The 18,227-nt window shown below is 56.5% G+C and carries 12 protein-coding genes; 5 read left to right on the plus strand and 7 right to left on the minus strand.

All coding sequences use genetic code 11. The annotated features are described in order from the left end of the window. Positions 1-90 precede the first annotated feature (90 nt). On the plus strand, positions 91-969 hold the full coding sequence (locus tag H1Y61_RS01860; protein ID WP_015917597.1) for a ParB/RepB/Spo0J family partition protein: 879 nt from the start codon (positions 91-93) through the stop codon (positions 967-969). Positions 970-1,067: 98 nt separating this feature from the next. Here H1Y61_RS01860 and holA read toward each other — a convergent pair whose 3' ends face one another. The 3 genes from holA to leuS form a co-directional block, all read right to left on the minus strand. After that, entirely contained in the window at positions 1,068-2,111 is a 1,044-nt protein-coding gene (holA, locus tag H1Y61_RS01865) for a DNA polymerase III subunit delta (RefSeq protein ID WP_180573555.1), read from the minus strand. A 272-nt stretch (positions 2,112-2,383) separates the two neighbouring features. Continuing rightward, positions 2,384-2,908 (minus strand): LPS assembly lipoprotein LptE, encoded by a 525-nt coding sequence (gene lptE / locus H1Y61_RS01870; RefSeq protein ID WP_174112110.1) that lies wholly within the window; start codon positions 2,906-2,908, stop codon positions 2,384-2,386. Next, on the minus strand, positions 2,898-5,528 hold the full coding sequence (leuS, locus tag H1Y61_RS01875) for a leucine--tRNA ligase (RefSeq protein WP_180573556.1): 2,631 nt from the start codon (positions 5,526-5,528) through the stop codon (positions 2,898-2,900). The genes lptE and leuS overlap by 11 nt, the downstream gene beginning before the upstream one ends. Positions 5,529-5,728: 200 nt before the next feature. Between leuS and H1Y61_RS01880 the strand changes: the two genes are divergently transcribed. Next, positions 5,729-6,388: a YggS family pyridoxal phosphate-dependent enzyme gene (locus tag H1Y61_RS01880; protein WP_180573557.1), complete on the plus strand. Its 660-nt coding sequence runs from the start codon at positions 5,729-5,731 to the stop codon at positions 6,386-6,388. A gap of 97 nt (positions 6,389-6,485) precedes the next feature. Here the strand turns inward: H1Y61_RS01880 and H1Y61_RS01885 are convergent, their stop codons facing one another. After that, positions 6,486-7,181, minus strand: a complete 696-nt coding sequence (locus tag H1Y61_RS01885; protein ID WP_015917592.1) for a DUF1013 domain-containing protein — start codon at positions 7,179-7,181, stop codon at positions 6,486-6,488. Positions 7,182-7,470: 289 nt separating this feature from the next. Here H1Y61_RS01885 and acs point away from each other — a divergent pair, with 289 nt between their 5' ends. Beyond that, positions 7,471-9,426: an acetate--CoA ligase gene (acs, locus tag H1Y61_RS01890; RefSeq protein ID WP_180573558.1), complete on the plus strand. Its 1,956-nt coding sequence runs from the start codon at positions 7,471-7,473 to the stop codon at positions 9,424-9,426. Between the two features lie 321 nt (positions 9,427-9,747). Next, the gene (locus H1Y61_RS01895; protein WP_015917590.1) at positions 9,748-10,191 is read left to right on the plus strand and encodes a metallopeptidase family protein; all 444 of its coding nucleotides are present in this window, start codon (positions 9,748-9,750) and stop codon (positions 10,189-10,191) included. Positions 10,192-10,371: 180 nt separating this feature from the next. Here H1Y61_RS01895 and pyc read toward each other — a convergent pair whose 3' ends face one another. Together pyc and H1Y61_RS01905 are read right to left on the minus strand one after the other, a co-directional pair. Beyond that, on the minus strand, positions 10,372-13,833 hold the full coding sequence (gene pyc / locus H1Y61_RS01900) for a pyruvate carboxylase (protein WP_180573559.1): 3,462 nt from the start codon (positions 13,831-13,833) through the stop codon (positions 10,372-10,374). 106 nt (positions 13,834-13,939) lie between these two features. Further along, the gene (locus H1Y61_RS01905; RefSeq protein ID WP_174112105.1) at positions 13,940-14,680 is read right to left on the minus strand and encodes a helix-turn-helix transcriptional regulator; all 741 of its coding nucleotides are present in this window, start codon (positions 14,678-14,680) and stop codon (positions 13,940-13,942) included. Between the two features lie 275 nt (positions 14,681-14,955). Here H1Y61_RS01905 and H1Y61_RS01910 point away from each other — a divergent pair, with 275 nt between their 5' ends. Continuing rightward, on the plus strand, positions 14,956-16,710 hold the full coding sequence (locus tag H1Y61_RS01910; RefSeq protein ID WP_174112104.1) for a glucan ABC transporter ATP-binding protein/ permease: 1,755 nt from the start codon (positions 14,956-14,958) through the stop codon (positions 16,708-16,710). A gap of 108 nt (positions 16,711-16,818) precedes the next feature. On the opposite strand, the gene H1Y61_RS01915 is transcribed toward H1Y61_RS01910, so the two are convergent. After that, positions 16,819-17,958, minus strand: coding sequence for a M20 aminoacylase family protein (locus H1Y61_RS01915; RefSeq protein WP_180574378.1), 1,140 nt, complete (start codon positions 17,956-17,958; stop codon positions 16,819-16,821). Between the last annotated feature and the right edge of the window lie 269 nt (positions 17,959-18,227).

The raw sequence follows: 18,227 nt of genomic DNA on the forward strand, positions 1-18,227 counted from the left end.
GCCTATGGGTATGGTTTTGACGATTTGAATGGTGTTGACGTGGCGAGTAAAAGCCTGTTCCAGCGTGAAGAGTGAACGAAGAGGTTCGTGATGAACGACGATATTTCGAAACGGCGTCTTGGTCGTGGTTTGGCCGCCTTGATTGGCGAAATGGATCAACCTGTTCCTGTCGATGAAAGCAGAGCTGTGGTCTCTGCCGACCGGATGGTGCCGATTGAATTTGTGTCTCGTAATCCACGCAATCCTCGTCGTTACTTTGACGAAACGGTTCTTCAGGAACTTGCTGGCTCCATTCGCCAACACGGCATTGTGCAGCCAGTCGTGGTGCGAACGATTGCAACAGGCCGTTACGAAATCATTGCTGGCGAACGTCGCTGGCGGGCAGCCCAGCTCGCCGGATTGGTAGAAATACCCGTTATCGTTCGCGATGTGGATGATCGCACCGCTCTGGAATTGGCAATTGTCGAAAACGTTCAACGTGCTGATCTCAATCCGCTCGAAGAGGCGATGGGATATGAACAACTGATTGCAGAACATGGATATACCCAGAATGATCTCGGGGAGATTATCGGCAAGAGCCGCAGCCATGTGGCGAACAGCCTGCGGCTTTTGAAGCTTCCTGATCCAGTGCGCGATATGCTAGCAGACGGTTCTCTGTCTGCCGGTCATGCTCGTGCTTTGGTCTCGACATCGGACCCGAATAGCTTGGCCCGTCAGATCGTGTCCAAAGGCATGTCGGTCCGAGATGCTGAGCGTCTGGCGCAAAACGACATCAAGGGCCAAGGCCAGCCAAAGCCGCACGTGGCGCCTGCAAAGGACTCTGATACAGTCGCATTGGAGAGAAGCCTATCGGATCGTTTGGGATTGGATGTGTCGATCAATCACAAAGGTGGCGGTGGCCAGCTTCGAATCAATTACAAAACCCTGGAGCAGCTTGAGGAAATTTGCCGGTTGCTTGAGGCGCGCTAGCCTCTGAATGGACTTTTGCGCTGCCGTTTATCTTCCAAATAAAGCAGAAGACAATATTCTTTGCCATTTCCTGAGCGTGAAATGGCAAGCAGAAGAAGTTACTGGCGGCTTCTCCTGGCCGATTGCAGGGTAATGGCCAGAAGGGTTTGAAGCGACAGGCTGTCTTCTAAAGATGGCTGACGTCTGCTGGCGAGAATAGCTGCCTGTAATCGGCGCATCTCGACTGAAAGGGCGTCGGACGGCCAATTCTTTAGAGATTTTTCAAACAGTGGCTTTCGCTTGAAATGTATCTGACGGCCAAGCGTTTGCATGACTTGGCCAGCCTGTTGGCGTTTTTCATCCATCTCACTTCGCATAATGTCCAGCAACTGAAACTGTCGAAGGCACCCCTGAAGAACCAGGAACATGGGTGTTTTGGAGGTGGCAATTTTCTGGACGGCATGCAAGAGAGCGTCGGAATTGCCAGCAAGCACGGCATCTACCGCTTCGTCCGTCGAAACGGCGCTGGCATCTCCAATAATCTGCTCGACATGGGTTTCATCGACGAGATCGTCATGCAGACAATAGAGCAGCAGCTTGGATATCTCATTGCGAGATGCGCGGCGGTCACCGCCTAGACTTTCACTGAGCAGTGAACGAGCCGCAGGCGTCAGTCTCTTTCCTGCGGCGCTGAATTCCGCGTCAATCAAGGCATTGATGGCGCGTGCATCGTCCTGATAGCAGGGAATAACTGCGATATTGCGGGCTGGCTCGGCTATTTTCCGGGTCGCTGATCCCTTTTTGAGATCCCCAGCCTCCAAGATGAGACAACTGGAGTCTGGCGGATCGCTCGCAAGAATTTGTAGCCCATCCACCACACTCTTTTCATTGGCGATACCACGGATCCAGACAAGCCTGTCACCGCCGAATAGGCCGAGGGCGTTCATTTCATCCAATAGTTTTCCCGGATCGCTCTGCAGGTCGCTGCTATCCAGCCGAATGACCGAGAAGGGATCGTCAAGCGCAACGCCAGTCGATTTGGCAAGGGCTGCCGCGCGTTCCGCCACAAGGCCAACATCCGGGCCATAGACCAGAAACATCTTGTAGTGGCGGACTGATTTTTGCAGAAAGCCATCGAATTCGTGTGACTTGACTTCAACCATGGCTTCAAGTCTCTCCGCTTGACCGTGTATCAGACAGGCAGTGCAGCAAATTTAAAGTGATAGAGCATCATGCGTTTGATTAAACGCATGATGCTCAAGAATTTTTCAGGAAAAAGTAAAACCGGTTTTCCATTAAGACGAGCGGGTTGAAGGATGTCTATAGGTTGTCCGGTTCAATGTGATCCCAAGCAACCTATAGCGCTGTGCATTGCGATTTCAGGCACATCCCATCGAAAATCCCGGGCTCTCCATGTTGAAAAAACCCGCGTTTATTATTTACGAACCAGCAGACTAGCCAAATCTGCAGAGATCAACTCCGCCAATTCCCGCGCAGCACGATTTTCAGCATCTCTTACAGCGCGAAGCTTGGCAAATTCCTGGGTCGGAAAGTCCACCAGCGCCACGGCCTGACGATGGGCGATACGCATGACTGAAAGGTCGCTTGCCTTCTTCAGGGTATAGTCAGCGCTGACCGTCACGCGGCCAGCTGTTGCGCGGTCGGTGCTTTCGTTGATCAGGACTTCTGTCGTGTCAGTTTTCACGACAAGCGTTAAAAAGTATTCGGGATGGGCCGGTTCACCCTGCCCACCGGCAGCAAGGAAGATCAACCGATTGCGAACCTCTTGTCCAACTCTGTCCGTTGCCGGCGAGAAGCCAATCGAGGCCATCAATTTACGGGTGCCTAGTGCCTCGCCATAAAGCGGTCTGACCTGGCAGCCCGCAAGGGCGCCAAGCAAACCAACGGACGCGGCGAGAACCGCGCGACGGGATAAATTTACGCGTGAATCAGACGACAATGTTCACAATCCTCTGCGGAACCACAATGATCTTCTTAGGAGCTTGCCCTTGAAGAGCGGCTTTGACGGCATCCAGATCGAGCACCGCTTGGCTAACGGCATTCTGATCCGCATCGCGACCGATTGTCAATTCGGCCTTCTTCTTGCCGTTGATCTGTACCGGCATGACCACTTCGTTTTCAGCCACCAATTCAGCGTCGAAAACTGGCCAGTCTGCTTGCGCCACCATTCCGGAATGGCCCAGCACCGCCCAGCATTCTTCGGCCAGATGCGGCATCATCGGCGCAATGATCTGGATCAGTATTTCTGTAGCGTTGCGCACCGCAGCGACGAAGCTGGTATCTGCGTTTCCGGATGCCACCTGCGTCAGCGGCGCTGCCAGAGTGTTGAGCAACTCGTAGATCCGCGCCACAGCCTTGTTGAACGCCAGTTTGTCCAGATCGGCACCGACAGCCTGCAAGGTCTTGTGGGCAGCTTGAGAAACCGCCCTGCCCGGACCATCCTTAGCCGGAGTCGATGCAGAGGTTCTCAGCACGTCAGCAGCCTCGGAAATCAGCCGCCAAAGCCGCTGGACGAAGCGATGCGAGCCTTCGATACCGGCTTCCGACCAGATCACGTCCCGATCCGGTGGTGAATCCGACAAAACGAAAAAGCGGGCGGTATCGGCGCCGTAGGAGCCCAGAATATCATCGGGGTCGATGACGTTCTTTTTCGACTTCGACATTTTTTCAACGGAGCCAATCGTCACTTCCTCGCCGGAGGACAAAAGGAAGGCGCGGCGTGTGCCATCGACATCCTCGACGCGGATATCGGCAGGCGCCACCCATTCGCCATTCGCGCCGCTGCCAAGGCGGTAGGTCTCGTGGACGACCATGCCCTGGGTAAACAGACCCTTGAATGGTTCGCTGACGGCCACATGGCCGGTTTCCCGCATGGCGCGGGTGAAGAAGCGGGAATAGAGCAGGTGCAGGATCGCGTGCTCAATGCCGCCGATATATTGATCGACTGGCAGCCAATGATTGGCCACAGCCGGATCGGTCGGCTTATCTTCCCATGGTGCCGTGAAACGGGTGTAATACCAGCTAGAATCGACAAATGTGTCCATCGTATCGGTTTCACGCCGGGCTGCCTTGCCACAGCACGGGCAGGAAACGTTGCGCCAGGTTGGGTGGCGGTCCAGCGGGTTGCCGGGTACATCGAAGGTGACGTCATCCGGCAGCTTGACCGGCAGATCCTGTTTCGGGACTGGAACAACACCGCAGTCATCGCAGTGAATGACCGGGATCGGGCAGCCCCAATAGCGCTGGCGTGACACGCCCCAGTCGCGCAGGCGGAAGTTTACCCGACGCTCTGCGACAGGTTCATTGCCGAGCTGTGCAGCGGTGAGTTTGCCTGCGACGACATCGAAGGCCTCCTGTGTCGTTAAACCGTCCAGAAAGCGGGAATTGATCATCACGCCATCGCCGTCATAAGCGGTATCGCTGACGGTAAAGCTTGCGGCGTCACCATCTTTTGGCATGACGACCGGCACGACCGGTAAACCATATTTCCGGGCGAAATCCAGATCTCTCTGGTCTCCGGACGGGCAGGCGAAGATCGCGCCCGTGCCATAGTCCATCAGAACGAAATTGGCGATATAGACCGGCAATTCCCAGTTGGGATCAAGCGGATGCTTGACCTTGATGCCGGTGTCCAAGCCCTTTTTCTCGGCGGTTTCCAAGGCAGCCAGCGAGGTCCCTGCCCTGCGGCATTCGTCGCAGAAGGCAGCGATGTCGCTGGATGTTTCCGACAGCGCCTTGGCCAATGGGTGATCCGCAGCAATTGCCAGGAAGCTGGCGCCGAACAGCGTGTCAGGACGGGTCGTATAGACCTGCACGTCGGTAAAGCCCTGCGGGCCGGTGCCAGCGGCGATCTCCCAACGAATGGCAAGGCCTTCGGAACGGCCAATCCAGTTTTTCTGCATCAGCCGGACCTTTTCCGGCCAATGATCCAGCGTGTCCAGGGCGTCCAGCAAATCCTGGGCGAAATCGGTGATCTTGAAGAACCATTGGGTCAGTTCGCGCTGCTCGACCAAAGCGCCGGAGCGCCAACCGCGGCCATCGATCACCTGTTCATTGGCCAGAACCGTTTGATCGACCGGGTCCCAGTTAACTTTGGACTGCTTGCGATAGACGAGGCCCTTTTCCATCATGTCGAGGAAGAGATATTGCTGGCGTTGGTAATATTCGACATCGCAGGTGGCGAATTCACGCGACCAGTCCAGCGACAGGCCCATGGATTTCAGCTGGGCGCGCATGGAGGCGATATTCTGGTAGGTCCAGTCCTTGGGATGAACCTTGTTCTGCATGGCGGCGTTTTCGGCGGGCATGCCGAAAGCGTCCCAACCCATTGGATGCAGGACATTATAGCCGCGGGCGCGTTTGTAGCGGGCCACGACATCGCCCATGGCATAATTGCGCACATGGCCGATGTGAATCCGGCCAGACGGGTAGGGGAACATTTCGAGTACGTAGTATTTTTCGCGAGGATCGTTGTTATCGGTCTCGAAGATTTTCGCCTCAGACCATTTTTCCTGCCAACGAGGTTCCGCATCGCGCGGATTGTAACGTTCTGTACTCATGGGATGCTACGTCCGGATTGCTTGAAAATTTGGGTGGACCTTCACCATGAAACAGCTCTAGCGTCAAGGTTTTGCGCCGGAATCGGGCCATCCTGGGACGCATTCCTTGCTGCGGTGCCTATAATGCACTTGCAAGGCTCTTGCCTTTCGCGGCCAGTGCCGCGAAAACAGGCGGAATTTCAAAATACGGATTGCTGGCGATGACCATTGAAGAACGACTGGATGAGGTACGGACCCGGATCGCCGCTGCGGCCGAAGACGCTGATCGCAACCCCGAAGCGGTCACGCTGGTCGCGGTTTCCAAAACCTTCGATGCGGAGGCGATCCGCCCGGTCATTCTGCATGGCCAGCGGGTGTTCGGTGAAAACCGCGTGCAGGAATCGCAAGGAAAATGGCCGGAACTGAAAGCCGAAACACCTGGGATCGAGCTGCATTTGATCGGACCTTTGCAATCCAACAAGGCTGCGGAAGCCGTGGCGCTGTTCGATGTGATTGAGACGGTAGACCGGGAAAAGATCGCGCGCGCGCTGGCCGAGGAAATGGCAAAGCAGGACCGGAGGCTGTGCCTGTATGTGCAGGTCAATACCGGCCTGGAGCCGCAAAAGGCGGGCATTGCCCCACAGGACACGGTGGATTTTGTCACGCTTTGCCGGTCAGAACTCGGCCTCGATATTGTGGGACTGATGTGCATTCCGCCAGCCGATGAAAATCCCGGGCCGCATTTCGCCCTTCTGGCGAAGCTGGCCGGGCAATGCGGCGTTGAACGCTTGTCGATGGGCATGTCGGGTGATTACGAGACGGCAATTGCCTTCGGCGCCACGAGTGTGCGGGTGGGATCGGCGATTTTCGGCCATCGCTGACAGCTCGTTCAATAATCGCCGCTGGCCGTCTGCAATCAGAATAAAACCCCGGGGCGGAGCCACCGGGGTTTGAATTTTCCACAATGAAAGCTGAGGATCAGTACTGATCGTCTTCTTCTTCGGGAGTGGTCGATTTCAGCGATTGCAGCTTCTTGAACACGGCATTGGCATCGATTTCCTTTTCCTCTTCCTGGGCGTAGAAATCGAGATGTTCGGTCTGCGAAGCCGATTGCAGGGTGGCGCCCAGCTCGGCAGCCGTCGGCAGAGGCCGGCCCTTCGAGGCCTTTTCCACTTCCATGTCCAGATCGATCTGGCTGCACAGGCCAAGCGTCACAGGGTCCATCGGCGCGAGATTGGCCGAATTCCAGTGGCTGCGGTCGCGGATCTGCTCGATCGTGCTCTTGGTGGTGCCGACCAGCCGGGAAATCTGCGCATCCTTCAGCTCAGGATGATTGCGCACCAGCCAGAGAATGGCGTTCGGGCGGTCCTGACGCTTGGAGACCGGCGTATAGCGGGGGCCACGGCGCTTCGAATCAGGCACGCGCACCTTCGGTTCGGAAATCTTCAGCTTGTGGGCAATATCTTTTTCGCCGCGCGCGATCTCGTCGCGGGAAAGCTGGCCGGTGGCAATGGGATCAAGACCCTTGATGCCTTGCGCGGCTTCGCCATCGGCAATGGCTTTTACCTCAAGCGGGTGCAGCTTGCAGAACTGGGCGATCTGCTCGAATGACAGCGCCGTATTGTCTACGAGCCATACGGCCGTTGCCTTTGGCATAAGCAGTGTCTGGGCCATGCAATTACAATCCTTCTGTAGGTACGCGCCGTCGGGCGCGAGCCGTGGATACAACCAGAATTTCCGGGAAATCAACGGCTATATACGCCGGTTGACGCAGAAATGCAATTCTTTGAAAGACAAATGACCTTTGTCTAATTGCCGCCATGTGGCGACCTGATAAGAATTGGCAGTATGACACCTATATCATGATGCAGAGCCACTGCACCGCGTCATGCCAGGTCGCATGTTGAGAGAGGTGAGGAGCTCTCCGCAGCCTGTCATGGCTGCGTCACATCAGGAGGATTTCATGTCTGCGAAGACCTATACCGTTTTAAAGGCCGCCAAGGCCCAGGCTTTGATCGATAACGACAAATACCTGAAATGGTACGAGGAAAGCATTGAGGAGCCGGAGAAGTTCTGGTCCAAGCACGGCAAGCGGATCGATTGGTTCAAGCCGTATACCAAGGCCAAGAACACCAGTTTCAAGGGCAAGGTGCCGATCAAATGGTTCGAGGACGGGCTGACCAATGTCTCCTATAATTGTATCGACCGGCATCTGAAAACCCATGGCGAGCGCACCGCGATCATCTGGGAAGGCGACAATCCCTATATCGACAAGCGGATCACCTATAACCAGCTTTATGACAATGTCTGCCGGCTTGCCAATGTGCTGAAGGCGCATGGTGTCAAGAAGGGCGACCGCGTTACAATCTATATGCCCATGGTGCCGGAAGCGACCTATGCCATGCTGGCGTGTTCGCGTATCGGTGCTGTGCATTCGGTGGTGTTTGGCGGTTTTTCGCCTGAAGCCCTGGCTGGCCGGATCGTCGATTGCGAATCGACCTTCGTGATCACCTGTGACGAAGGGGTGCGCGGCGGCAAGCCGGTGGCCCTCAAGGAAAACACCGATGTCGCCATCGACATTGCAGCGAAACAATATGTCATCGTCAACAAGGTGTTGGTGGTGCGCCGTACCGGCGGCAAGGTCGGCTGGGCTCCGGGGCGCGATCTCTGGTACCATCAGGAAATCGCCAAGGTGAAGCCGGATTGCCCGCCGGTGAAGATGAAGGCGGAAGATCCGCTGTTCATTCTCTACACGTCCGGCTCCACCGGCAAGCCAAAGGGCGTGCTGCACACGACCGGTGGCTATCTCGTCTATGCGGCGATGACTCACGAATATGTGTTCGACTACAAGGACGGCGAGATATTCTGGTGCTCGGCAGACGTGGGTTGGGTGACCGGCCATTCCTATATCGTCTACGGGCCGCTGGCCAATTGCGCGACGACGCTGATGTTCGAAGGTGTGCCCAATTTCCCCGATCAGGGACGGTTCTGGGAAATTATCGACAAGCACAAGGTCAATATTTTCTATACCGCACCCACCGCCATCCGTTCGCTGATGGGGGCCGGAGACGATTTCGTCAAGCGCTCCTCGCGCTCCAGCCTGCGATTGCTGGGCTCGGTCGGTGAGCCGATCAATCCGGAGGCCTGGGAATGGTATTATAACGTGGTCGGTGATCAGCGCTGCCCGATTGTCGATACCTGGTGGCAGACCGAGACCGGTGGCATTCTCATCAGCCCCCTGCCCGGAGCCACGGATCTCAAGCCCGGTTCCGCGACCCGGCCGTTCTTCGGCGTCAAGCCGGAGTTGGTGGACAATGAAGGCAAGGTGCTGGAGGGGGCTGCCGATGGCAATCTCTGCCTGATCGATAGCTGGCCGGGTCAGGCGCGGACGATTTATGGCGACCACAATCGCTTCGTCCAGACCTATTTTTCCACCTATAAGGGCAAGTATTTCACCGGTGACGGCTGCCGTCGTGACGAGGACGGCTATTACTGGATCACCGGTCGCGTCGATGACGTGCTGAATGTGTCAGGTCACCGTCTGGGGACTGCCGAGGTGGAATCGGCGCTGGTCTCGCATCATCTGGTCTCGGAAGCCGCCGTGGTCGGTTATCCGCACGGCATAAAGGGCCAGGGGATTTATTGCTATGTGACGCTGATGGCGGGCCATGAGGGCGATGAGGAGTTGCGCCAGACGCTGATCAAGCATGTCCGTTCCGAAATCGGCCCGATTGCCTCTCCCGACAAGGTTCAGTTCGCTCCCGGCCTGCCGAAAACCCGGTCCGGCAAGATCATGCGTCGTATCCTGCGCAAGATCGCCGAGGACGATTTTGGCGCGCTGGGCGATACATCGACGCTCGCCGATCCTGGCGTTGTCGATGACTTGATTGCCAACCGGCAGAACAAAGCATCCGCCTGAGACTATTTTTCTTAGGTTTGCAAAGGGGGCGGGGTCTCTCCGCCCCTTTACCAAGTCGCTCACGCATTGTCTCTGTGAACGAATAAGAAAACGAACTATCGGCTTCAATGGCAGTTCATATTTTCCGCATTTTCAAGCGGAACTGGCCGGGTTTTGAATGGCACTCGTAAAGTGCAATTAAACAGACTATATGGGGGATCTTACTGCGGAACGACCCTTACCTGACCTTCGAGCCGGTCGGTGACAGGCCTCCACAGTCCATTCGAGTGTTATGGCGGGTGCGCGATGTCAGTCCTGCGCGGCGCTGTAGTAGGAGTTCCCATGGCCCGGGTAGACCAATCCGACGACTGGCGCGAAAAACACGCGCCGACAATCAGCACGTTCGAGTCGCTGGCGATCGAAGCTTTCGGCAATTTACCGAAGGAGTTTCGGGACCTGACCGGAAACCTGATCATCGAGATTGCCGATTTTCCCACCGACGACGTATTTGAAGACATGGCCCTCGAAACGCCCTTCGATCTGTTGGGCCTGTTCGAAGGGCGCGGCATTTCCGAGCGTTTCAGCATGGAAACCGGCGAGGTGCCTAATAAGATCACTCTCTATCGCCGCCCCATTCTCGATTATTGGGCTGAGAATGAAGAAACGCTGGGCGATATCGTCACCCATGTACTGATCCACGAGATCGGCCATCATTTCGGCCTGTCCGACGATGATATGGAGCGGATCGAGGAAAGCGTTGACGACGGAATGGCTGACCGGTCGTAACGCCTGCGAGACGTCAGGGAAAAGCGTCCAAGATTAGGGCGGCGCATCCTGAGGGACGCGCCGCCGCTTTACAGCGCCGTGCGTTTTATAAAATGCACAGAGGACGCTGTAACACTTTAAATCTGCTGCATAATTTTCTACTTAAATAGATTCCGATTTAAGGAATTATGCAGTAGTTTGTTATGCCTCAAGGCCGATCAGCAGGTCCTTGGCGTCGATCTGGTCACCCGCTTTCACCAGCACTTCGGCAATCTTGCCATCGCGTTCGGCATGCAGCGCGGTTTCCATCTTCATCGCTTCGATGGACAGCAGCACGTCCCCGGCTTTCACCGCCTGCCCGGCCGAGACGAAGACCCGCGAGATGACACCAGGCATCGGTGCGCCGATATGGGCGGCATTGGTGGCTTCCGCCTTGCGGCGGGCGGCGGCACCGGACGCTCCATGGCTGCGGTCCGGCACCTTGATACGGCGTGGCTGGCCGTTCAGCTCGAAAAACATCGTAACCAGACCCTGGGCATCGGGAGCACTGGCGGCCTGATTGACGATGACCAGCGTCTTGCCTTTTTCGATTTCGGCAAACAATTCCTCGCCATCGCCCATGCCGTAGAAATAGGAATGGGTCGGCAGGACCGAGACCGGGCCATAGGTATCGGAGGCCAGGGCGAAATCGGTGAACACTTTCGGATACATCAGGTAGGACGCGAATTCGAAATCACTGACACTGCGCTCCAGCTTGTCCTCGATGGTCTTGCGTTCGGCATCGAGATCGGCGGGCGGTAAAAGCGAGCCCGGCACAGCCGTATATGGTTTTTCGCCCTTCAACGCTTTCTTTTGTAGGCTCTGCGGCCAGCCGCCGGGTGGTTGGCCGAGGTCACCCTTCAGCATCGAGACGACCGAATCAGGGAAGGCAATATCCTTATCCGGATTCTCGACATCGTCCACCGTCAGGTCCTGTGCCACCATCATCAGCGCCATATCGCCCACCACCTTGGAAGAAGGCGTGACTTTGACGATATCACCGAACATCTGGTTGACGTCGGCATAGGCCTGCGCCACCTCGTGCCAGCGGGTTTCCAGCCCTAGCGAGCGGGCCTGTTCCTTCAGGTTGGTGAACTGGCCGCCGGGCATTTCATGCAGATAGACTTCGGAGGCCGGACCCTTGAGATCGCTTTCGAAGGCTGCATATTGGCCGCGGACCGCTTCCCAATAGAAGGAAATCCGACGAATCCATTCGGGGTCTAGCCCCGGATCGCGCTCGGTTCCGGCCAGAGCCTCGACGATCGAGCCCAGGCAGGGCTGGGACGTATTGCCTGACAGCGCATCCATGGCGGCATCCACGGCATCGACACCGGCATCAATGGCTGCCAGCACAGTGGCGGCTGAAATACCCGATGTGTCATGGGTGTGGAAATGGATCGGCAGGCTGGTCGCCTCACGCAACGCCTTGAACAAGACTTTCGCGGCTGCGGGTTTGAGCAACCCGGCCATGTCCTTGACGGCGATGATATGGGCGCCGGCCTTTTCCAGTTCGGCGGCAAGAGACGTATAATATTTCAGATCATATTTCGGCCGGGCGCTGTTCAAGAGATCGCCAGTATAGCAGATTGCCGCCTCGCACAGCTTGTTTTCTTCCTGCACGGCATCCATGGAGACGCGCATATTATCGACCCAGTTCAGGCAATCGAACACCCGGAACAGGTCGATGCCGCCCTTTGCTGCCTGGCGGACAAAATATTTGACGACATTGTTGGGGTAATTGGTATAGCCGACACCGTTTGCTCCGCGCAGCAGCATTTGCAGCAGCAGGTTGGGTGCACCTTCGCGGATCAGTGCCAGCCTCTCCCACGGATCTTCTGTCAGGAACCGCATGGATACGTCAAAGGTCGCGCCGCCCCAGCATTCCAGCGAGAGTAGATTGGGCAGGGCGCGGGCGTAGACGCTGGCGATCCGGGCAATGTCATGAGTGCGCATCCGGGTGGCCAGCAGCGATTGATGGCCGTCGCGCATGGTCGTATCGGTCAAAAGCACACGCGGTTCGTTGCGCATCCACTCGGCAAAGCCCTTTGGCCCCAGTGCATCAAGCTTCTGCTTGGTGCCATCGGTGATACTGGCATCGATATAGGGAATGACCGGCTTTGCCGCCTTGTCCGAGGGCTTGGGACGGCCCTTGGTTTCCGGGTGGCCGTTGACGGTCACGTCGGCCAGATAGGTCAGCAGCTTGGTTGCCCGGTCCTGGCGCTTGACCTGGGCGAACAGTTCCGGTGTGGTATCGATGAAGCGCGTCGTATAGGTGTTGTCGCGAAATTTCGGGTGTCCGATGATCGCTTCCAGGAAGGTCAGATTGGTGGCGACACCGCGGATACGGAATTCGCGCAGCGCCCGATCCATTCTGCTGATCGCCTCCTGCGGCGAGCTGCCTGCGGCAGTCACTTTCACCAGCAGTGGATCATAAAAACGGGTGATGATCGCGCCGGTATAGGCAGTGCCGCCATCAAGCCGGATGCCGAAACCTGCCGCCGAGCGATAGGCGGTGATACGGCCGTAATCGGGAATGAAATTATGCTCGGGGTCCTCGGTCGTAACACGGCATTGCAGGGCATGGCCATGCAGGCGGATATCCTCTTGGCGGGGAACGCCCGATTCCGGCGTGCCGATCGCAAACCCTTCGAGGATATGGATCTGTGCCTTGACGATGTCGATACCGGTCACCACTTCGGTGACGGTATGCTCCACCTGAATGCGCGGGTTGACCTCGATGAAGTAGAATTTTCCAGTATCGGCATCCATCAGATATTCGACGGTGCCGGCACCGATATAGCCGGTGGCTCTGGCAATTTTCAGCGAATAGGCGGCAAGTTCCTGGCGCTGCTCCTCGGAAAGATAGGGGGCGGGTGCCCGTTCCACGACTTTCTGGTTGCGGCGCTGCACCGAGCAATCGCGTTCGAACAGATGCACGGCATTGCCATGGGTATCACCCAGGATCTGGCTTTCGACATGGCGGGCATTTTCCACCAGCTTTTCCAGATAGACTTCATCCTTGCCGAAGGCCGCCTTTGCCTCGCGCTTGGCCTCCGTGACTTCGCGGGCCAGATCGCTTTCGGAGCGGATCACCCGCATGCCGCGCCCGCCACCGCCCCAGGATGCCTTAAGCATCAGCGGATAGCCGATCTCGCCTGCCATTTTGGCCACGGTGTCCATGTCATCAGGCAGCGGTTCGGTAGCTGGCACCACGGGAACGCCGACTTCGACCGCCAGATTGCGGGCAGCGACCTTGTTGCCCAATTGCCGCATCGTATCGGAGGTCGGGCCGATGAAAATCAGACCTGCATCGTTACAGGCATCGACAAATTCGGGACTTTCGGACAGAAGGCCATAGCCCGGATGGATGGCGTCCGCGCCTGACAGTTTGGCGACACGGATGATTTCCTCAATGGAAAGATAGCTTTCGATTGGGCCGAGATCCCGCTTCAGATGCGGGCCGCGACCGACCTGATAGCTTTCGTCCGCCTTGAAGCGATGCAGGGAGAGCTTGTCCTCCTCAGCCCAGATGGCGACCGTTTTTATGCCGAGTTCATTGGCAGCCCGAAACACGCGAATGGCGATTTCGGAGCGATTGGCAACTAGGATCTTGGAAATAGACAAATGGGCCTCCTCTTCATCAGGCGCTCATTGTGCGCCTGCGAAGAGAATCCATAGCGGTTTGCAAGACATCGCGCAATTTAGGCAAGTCAGCAGAACGATGAAATTATCAGCTGATCAGGCCGAGACGATAAGCAATTGCTACCATATGTTGCCGATTCTTGGCGTTCAACTTGTCCTGCAATTCGTTGACATACCAATCGACGGTGTGGTTCGAAATCTCGAGCAATTTGCTCATCTCATTCGAGGTCATGCCCTCTCCGAGATAATTGAGAATTTCAAGCTCGCGTCGGGTCAGGCGAACATCGACTTTTTGCACCATCGACAGCAGTTCGTCTTCGCCGTTGATTTCCGCCAGCCGCCAGAAGGCGCATTTCGCCACCGTATCGAACAGCATGATCTCAATCGGGGTCAGTTCCACCGATCGCCCGCCAATGGTCATGTTGGCCAGCAATCCGCCCCGCCCGTGGATGGGGAAGATATAGCCTTCCTCAAGACCAAAGCGCTGGGCATCCATCATCATCCGCTGCATGCGTTTGAAATGTGGGTCCTGGCTGAATGCCGTCAGCGTTTCGCTCCAACGGAACGGCCGTTGCGCTTGCGCCAGATAGCGAATGGCAGGGTCGATCAGCACGAATTTTTTCGTGATATAGACCTGCGGCCATTTTTCCGGCCAGCGTCCTGCAAGCACCAGCGACATGGGGTTTTGGTCAGGTTTGGGACTGCGCACTAGGCCGTAATAATCGAATTTATAAAATTCGAGGAGTTTCTCCAATTCTAGGATCAGCTCCTCGCGACTTCGGCATCCCTGAGATACAGCCAAAAACTGTATGAGATGATTGACACTCACACGCACCCCCTAGGTCCAGCACCAGACTGAACATTAACATTCTCTAATTATTATCAAACACTATTTCTTAAAATACACGTTAAGCTTATGTGTTTGTTAATTCGGCTACCTGAAATTTTACCCATAGCAAGCATGGTGAAAAAGAGAATTCCAAAACCGGACTTTGCACAACATCTGCGGGTCTGTATAGGCAGCGTTCAGGTTCGTCTCCTTAAAATATCGTGATACGATGCCTCAACCGGCCAATTCGAAGCCGATCAGGAGAAACTGACGCCATGTCCCTGTTACAAATTTACTGGCGAGCCTTGCAATATCTTGCCGCTTACCGTCTGAAGGTCAGCATCGTGGTGGCAGCCAATATCATATTGGCGGTGATCACCATTGCCGAGCCGATCCTGTTTGGTTGGATCATCGACGCAATTTCCAGTGGCAAGCCAGTCAAGGATATTCTGTTCCTCTGGGGCGGCTTTGGCATATTCAACACCATTGCTTTCGTGCTTGTTGCGCGCGAAGCCGATCGGCTGGCGCATGGCCGCCGGGCCAGCCTGCTGACCGAAGCCTTTGGCCGGATTATTTCCATGCCGCTGTCCTGGCACCACCAGCGCGGCACATCCAATGCGCTGCATACGCTGCTGCGCGCCAGCGAGACGCTGTTCGGCCTCTGGCTGGAATTCATGAGAACCCATTTGGCCACGGCAGTAGCGCTCGTGTTGCTGGTGCCGACCGCCTTTTCCATGGATGTACGCCTGACCCTGGTGCTGATCGTGCTTGGTCTGATCTATGTGGCGATCGGCAAGATGGTGATGGACAAGACCAAGGATGGGCAGGCCTCCGTCGAGAGCCACTACCACACGGTGTTTTCCCATGTCAGCGACACGATCAGCAATGTCTCGGTGGTGCATAGCTATAACCGTATCCAGGCCGAAACCTCGGCGCTGAAGACCTTTACCAGCAAGCTGCTCGATGCTCAGTATCCGGTGCTGGACTGGTGGGCGATTGCCAGCGGCCTCAATCGCATCGCCTCTACCGCTTCGATGCTGATCATCCTGATTATCGGCACGATGCTGGTGCAAAGCGGCGAATTGCGGGTCGGCGACGTTATCGCCTTTATCGGCTTTGCCAATCTGCTGATCGCCCGTCTCGACCAGATGCGCCAGTTTTCGACGCAGATCTTCGAGGCGCGCGCCAAGCTTGAAGATTTCTACGTGCTGGAGGATTCCGTGCAGGATCGTGATGAGCCGGTCGGCAATCGCGATTTGAAGTCTGTACGTGGCGACGTTGAATTCCGCCATGTTTCCTTCGATTTCGCCAATACCACCCAGGGCGTTAAGGACGTGTCCTTTACGGTCAAGGCCGGACAGACGATTGCCATCGTCGGGCCGACCGGTGCCGGCAAGACGACGTTGATCAACCTGCTGCAACGGGTGCATGAGCCGCAGCAGGGGCAGATCCTGATCGATGGCGCCGATATTTCCACCATTACCCGCCAGTCGCTGCGCAACTCGATTGCGACTGTGTTTCAGGATGCGGGCATTCTCAACCGGTCGATTGCCGATAACATCCGCATCGGGCGCGAAAATGCGACGGACGAGGATATCGTCAAGGCGGCTGAGGCTGCTGCGGCCACCGACTTCATCGAAAGCCGTCTGTCTGGCTTCGATACCGATGTCGGTGAGCGTGGCAACCGTCTGTCGGGCGGCGAGCGGCAGCGTATCGCCATTGCCCGTGCCATCCTGAAGGATGCGCCGATCCTGGTGCTGGACGAGGCAACCAGTGCGCTCGACGTGGAGACCGAAGAGCGGGTAAAATCCGCTATCGACCGGCTGCGCCAGAACCGCACGACCTTTATCATTGCCCACAGGTTATCGACTGTGCGTGAAGCCGACCAAGTGCTGTTCCTGGATCATGGCCGTATTGTCGAAATGGGTGGCTATGACGAATTGAGCGCCAAGGGTGGCCGTTTTGCAGCTCTATTGCATACCAGCGGTTTGCTGAACGATGACGACAAGACGGCAGTGAAGGTCGGATAAACCAATCATTCTATCTGTTGAAAAGGCGCGGTTCCGAAGGGAGCCGCGCCTTTTGGTTGTCTGCATTATCGCCCTGAACAGAGCGTTTCTGAATATCCTTGGAATACCCTATTCCAGCTTCAGGCGGCTTTCCACCAGTTCCACCCAGAATGCCGTGCCGGTTGGGATGATGTCGTCGTTGAAATCATAGCGCGGATGATGGAGCGGCGGGTCGTTTTCGGTGCGTTTGGTACCGAGGAAGAAGTAGGTGCCAGGCTTTTCCTGGAGCATATAGGCGAAATCCTCTCCGCCCATGGTCGGACGCGGCATATCAAAAACCTTGCCTTCTCCGGCAAAGCGTCTGGCAAGGTCGCGCACGTAATCGGTTTCCGCCTTGTGATTGACGGTGGCCGGATAGCCCCGCTCATAGTCGATCTCCACGGTCATGCCGTAGCTGGCCGCCTGCCCCTCGGCGATGGCTCGAACGCGGCTTTCCAGTTCATCGCGCACGTGATCGTCAAAGCTGCGGATGGTCAGCACCATGTCCGCCCGTTCCGGTATCACATTGCTGGCGGCACCGGCATGAAAGGCCCCAACGGTGACGACGACGGGATCGAGCGGGTGGATATTGCGCGATGCAATGGTTTGCAGCGCCATGATAATGCTCGCGCCTGCCACGATCGGATCGCTGGTGCTTTGCGGCTCGGCACCGTGGCCGCCCCGACCGATCACGGTGATCTTGCACTCATCCACCGAAGCCATGATCGGCCCTTCCCGGAAGGCGAAATGGCCGAATGCAATACCGGGGTCGTTATGCAGGCCAAACACCGCATCGCATTGAAAACGCTCGAACAACCCGTCTTCGATCATCAGCCGGGCACCGCCAAAGTTTTCTTCCGCTGGCTGGAAAATCAGATGCACGATGCCATCGAAATTGCGGCGTTCGGCCAGAATACCGGCAGCACCGAGCAACATGGCCGTGTGACCGTCGTGGCCGCAGGCATGCATCAGGCCGGGAGTGAGGCTGGCATAATCGAGGCCGGTCTCTTCAGTGATTGGCAGAGCATCGAAATCCGCCCGTAGCCCTAGGGAACGCTGACTGGTCCCATTGCGCAGGGTGGCGACGATGCCGGTGCGGGCCAGGCCTCTGGTGACCTCATAGCCCATGGCTTCCAGTTTTCCAGCCACATAATCGGAGGTGTGAAACTCCGATAGCCCCAGTTCCGGGTGCTGATGGAGGTAGCGCCTGATCTCGACGACATCTTTCATGGCATTGGAGAAAAAGAGAGACATAGTTAACCTAAAATGTGGATGGTCTGTTTCCGATTCGAAAAGTCCACCTCGGGCAGAGGGTCGTGGATTTGTTCTCGTTGGATTTATAGAGGGAGACCCTAACACCCGTTCAGCTTCGGTTCAAACTGCGCATTGCAGGGTGGAAGACTAGGATGAACAGTCTTGCCGACAAATTGTCGGGACAACATCGATCTGCAAAGGTCCGGCAGATGGATGAGCCCAAGCAAAGGAAGTGTTTATCGCCG

The sequence above is a fragment of the Agrobacterium vitis genome, from assembly GCF_013426735.1.
In the GTDB taxonomy this organism is placed as follows: domain Bacteria; phylum Pseudomonadota; class Alphaproteobacteria; order Rhizobiales; family Rhizobiaceae; genus Allorhizobium; species Allorhizobium vitis_D.

Bases quoted from the DNA above. Each gene is read 5' to 3' on its own strand.
- H1Y61_RS01860 (WP_015917597.1), top strand. From the start codon at position 91: ATGAACGACGATATTTCGAAACGGCGTCTTGGTCGTGGTTTGGCCGCC.
- holA (WP_180573555.1), bottom strand. From the start codon at position 2,111: ATGGTTGAAGTCAAGTCACACGAATTCGATGGCTTTCTGCAAAAATCA.
- leuS (WP_180573556.1), bottom strand. From the start codon at position 5,528: ATGAGTACAGAACGTTACAATCCGCGCGATGCGGAACCTCGTTGGCAG.
- H1Y61_RS01880 (WP_180573557.1), top strand. From the start codon at position 5,729: ATGACCATTGAAGAACGACTGGATGAGGTACGGACCCGGATCGCCGCT.
- H1Y61_RS01885 (WP_015917592.1), bottom strand. From the start codon at position 7,181: ATGGCCCAGACACTGCTTATGCCAAAGGCAACGGCCGTATGGCTCGTA.
- acs (WP_180573558.1), top strand. From the start codon at position 7,471: ATGTCTGCGAAGACCTATACCGTTTTAAAGGCCGCCAAGGCCCAGGCT.
- H1Y61_RS01895 (WP_015917590.1), top strand. From the start codon at position 9,748: ATGGCCCGGGTAGACCAATCCGACGACTGGCGCGAAAAACACGCGCCG.
- H1Y61_RS01910 (WP_174112104.1), top strand. From the start codon at position 14,956: ATGTCCCTGTTACAAATTTACTGGCGAGCCTTGCAATATCTTGCCGCT.
- H1Y61_RS01915 (WP_180574378.1), bottom strand. From the start codon at position 17,958: ATGAAAGATGTCGTCGAGATCAGGCGCTACCTCCATCAGCACCCGGAA.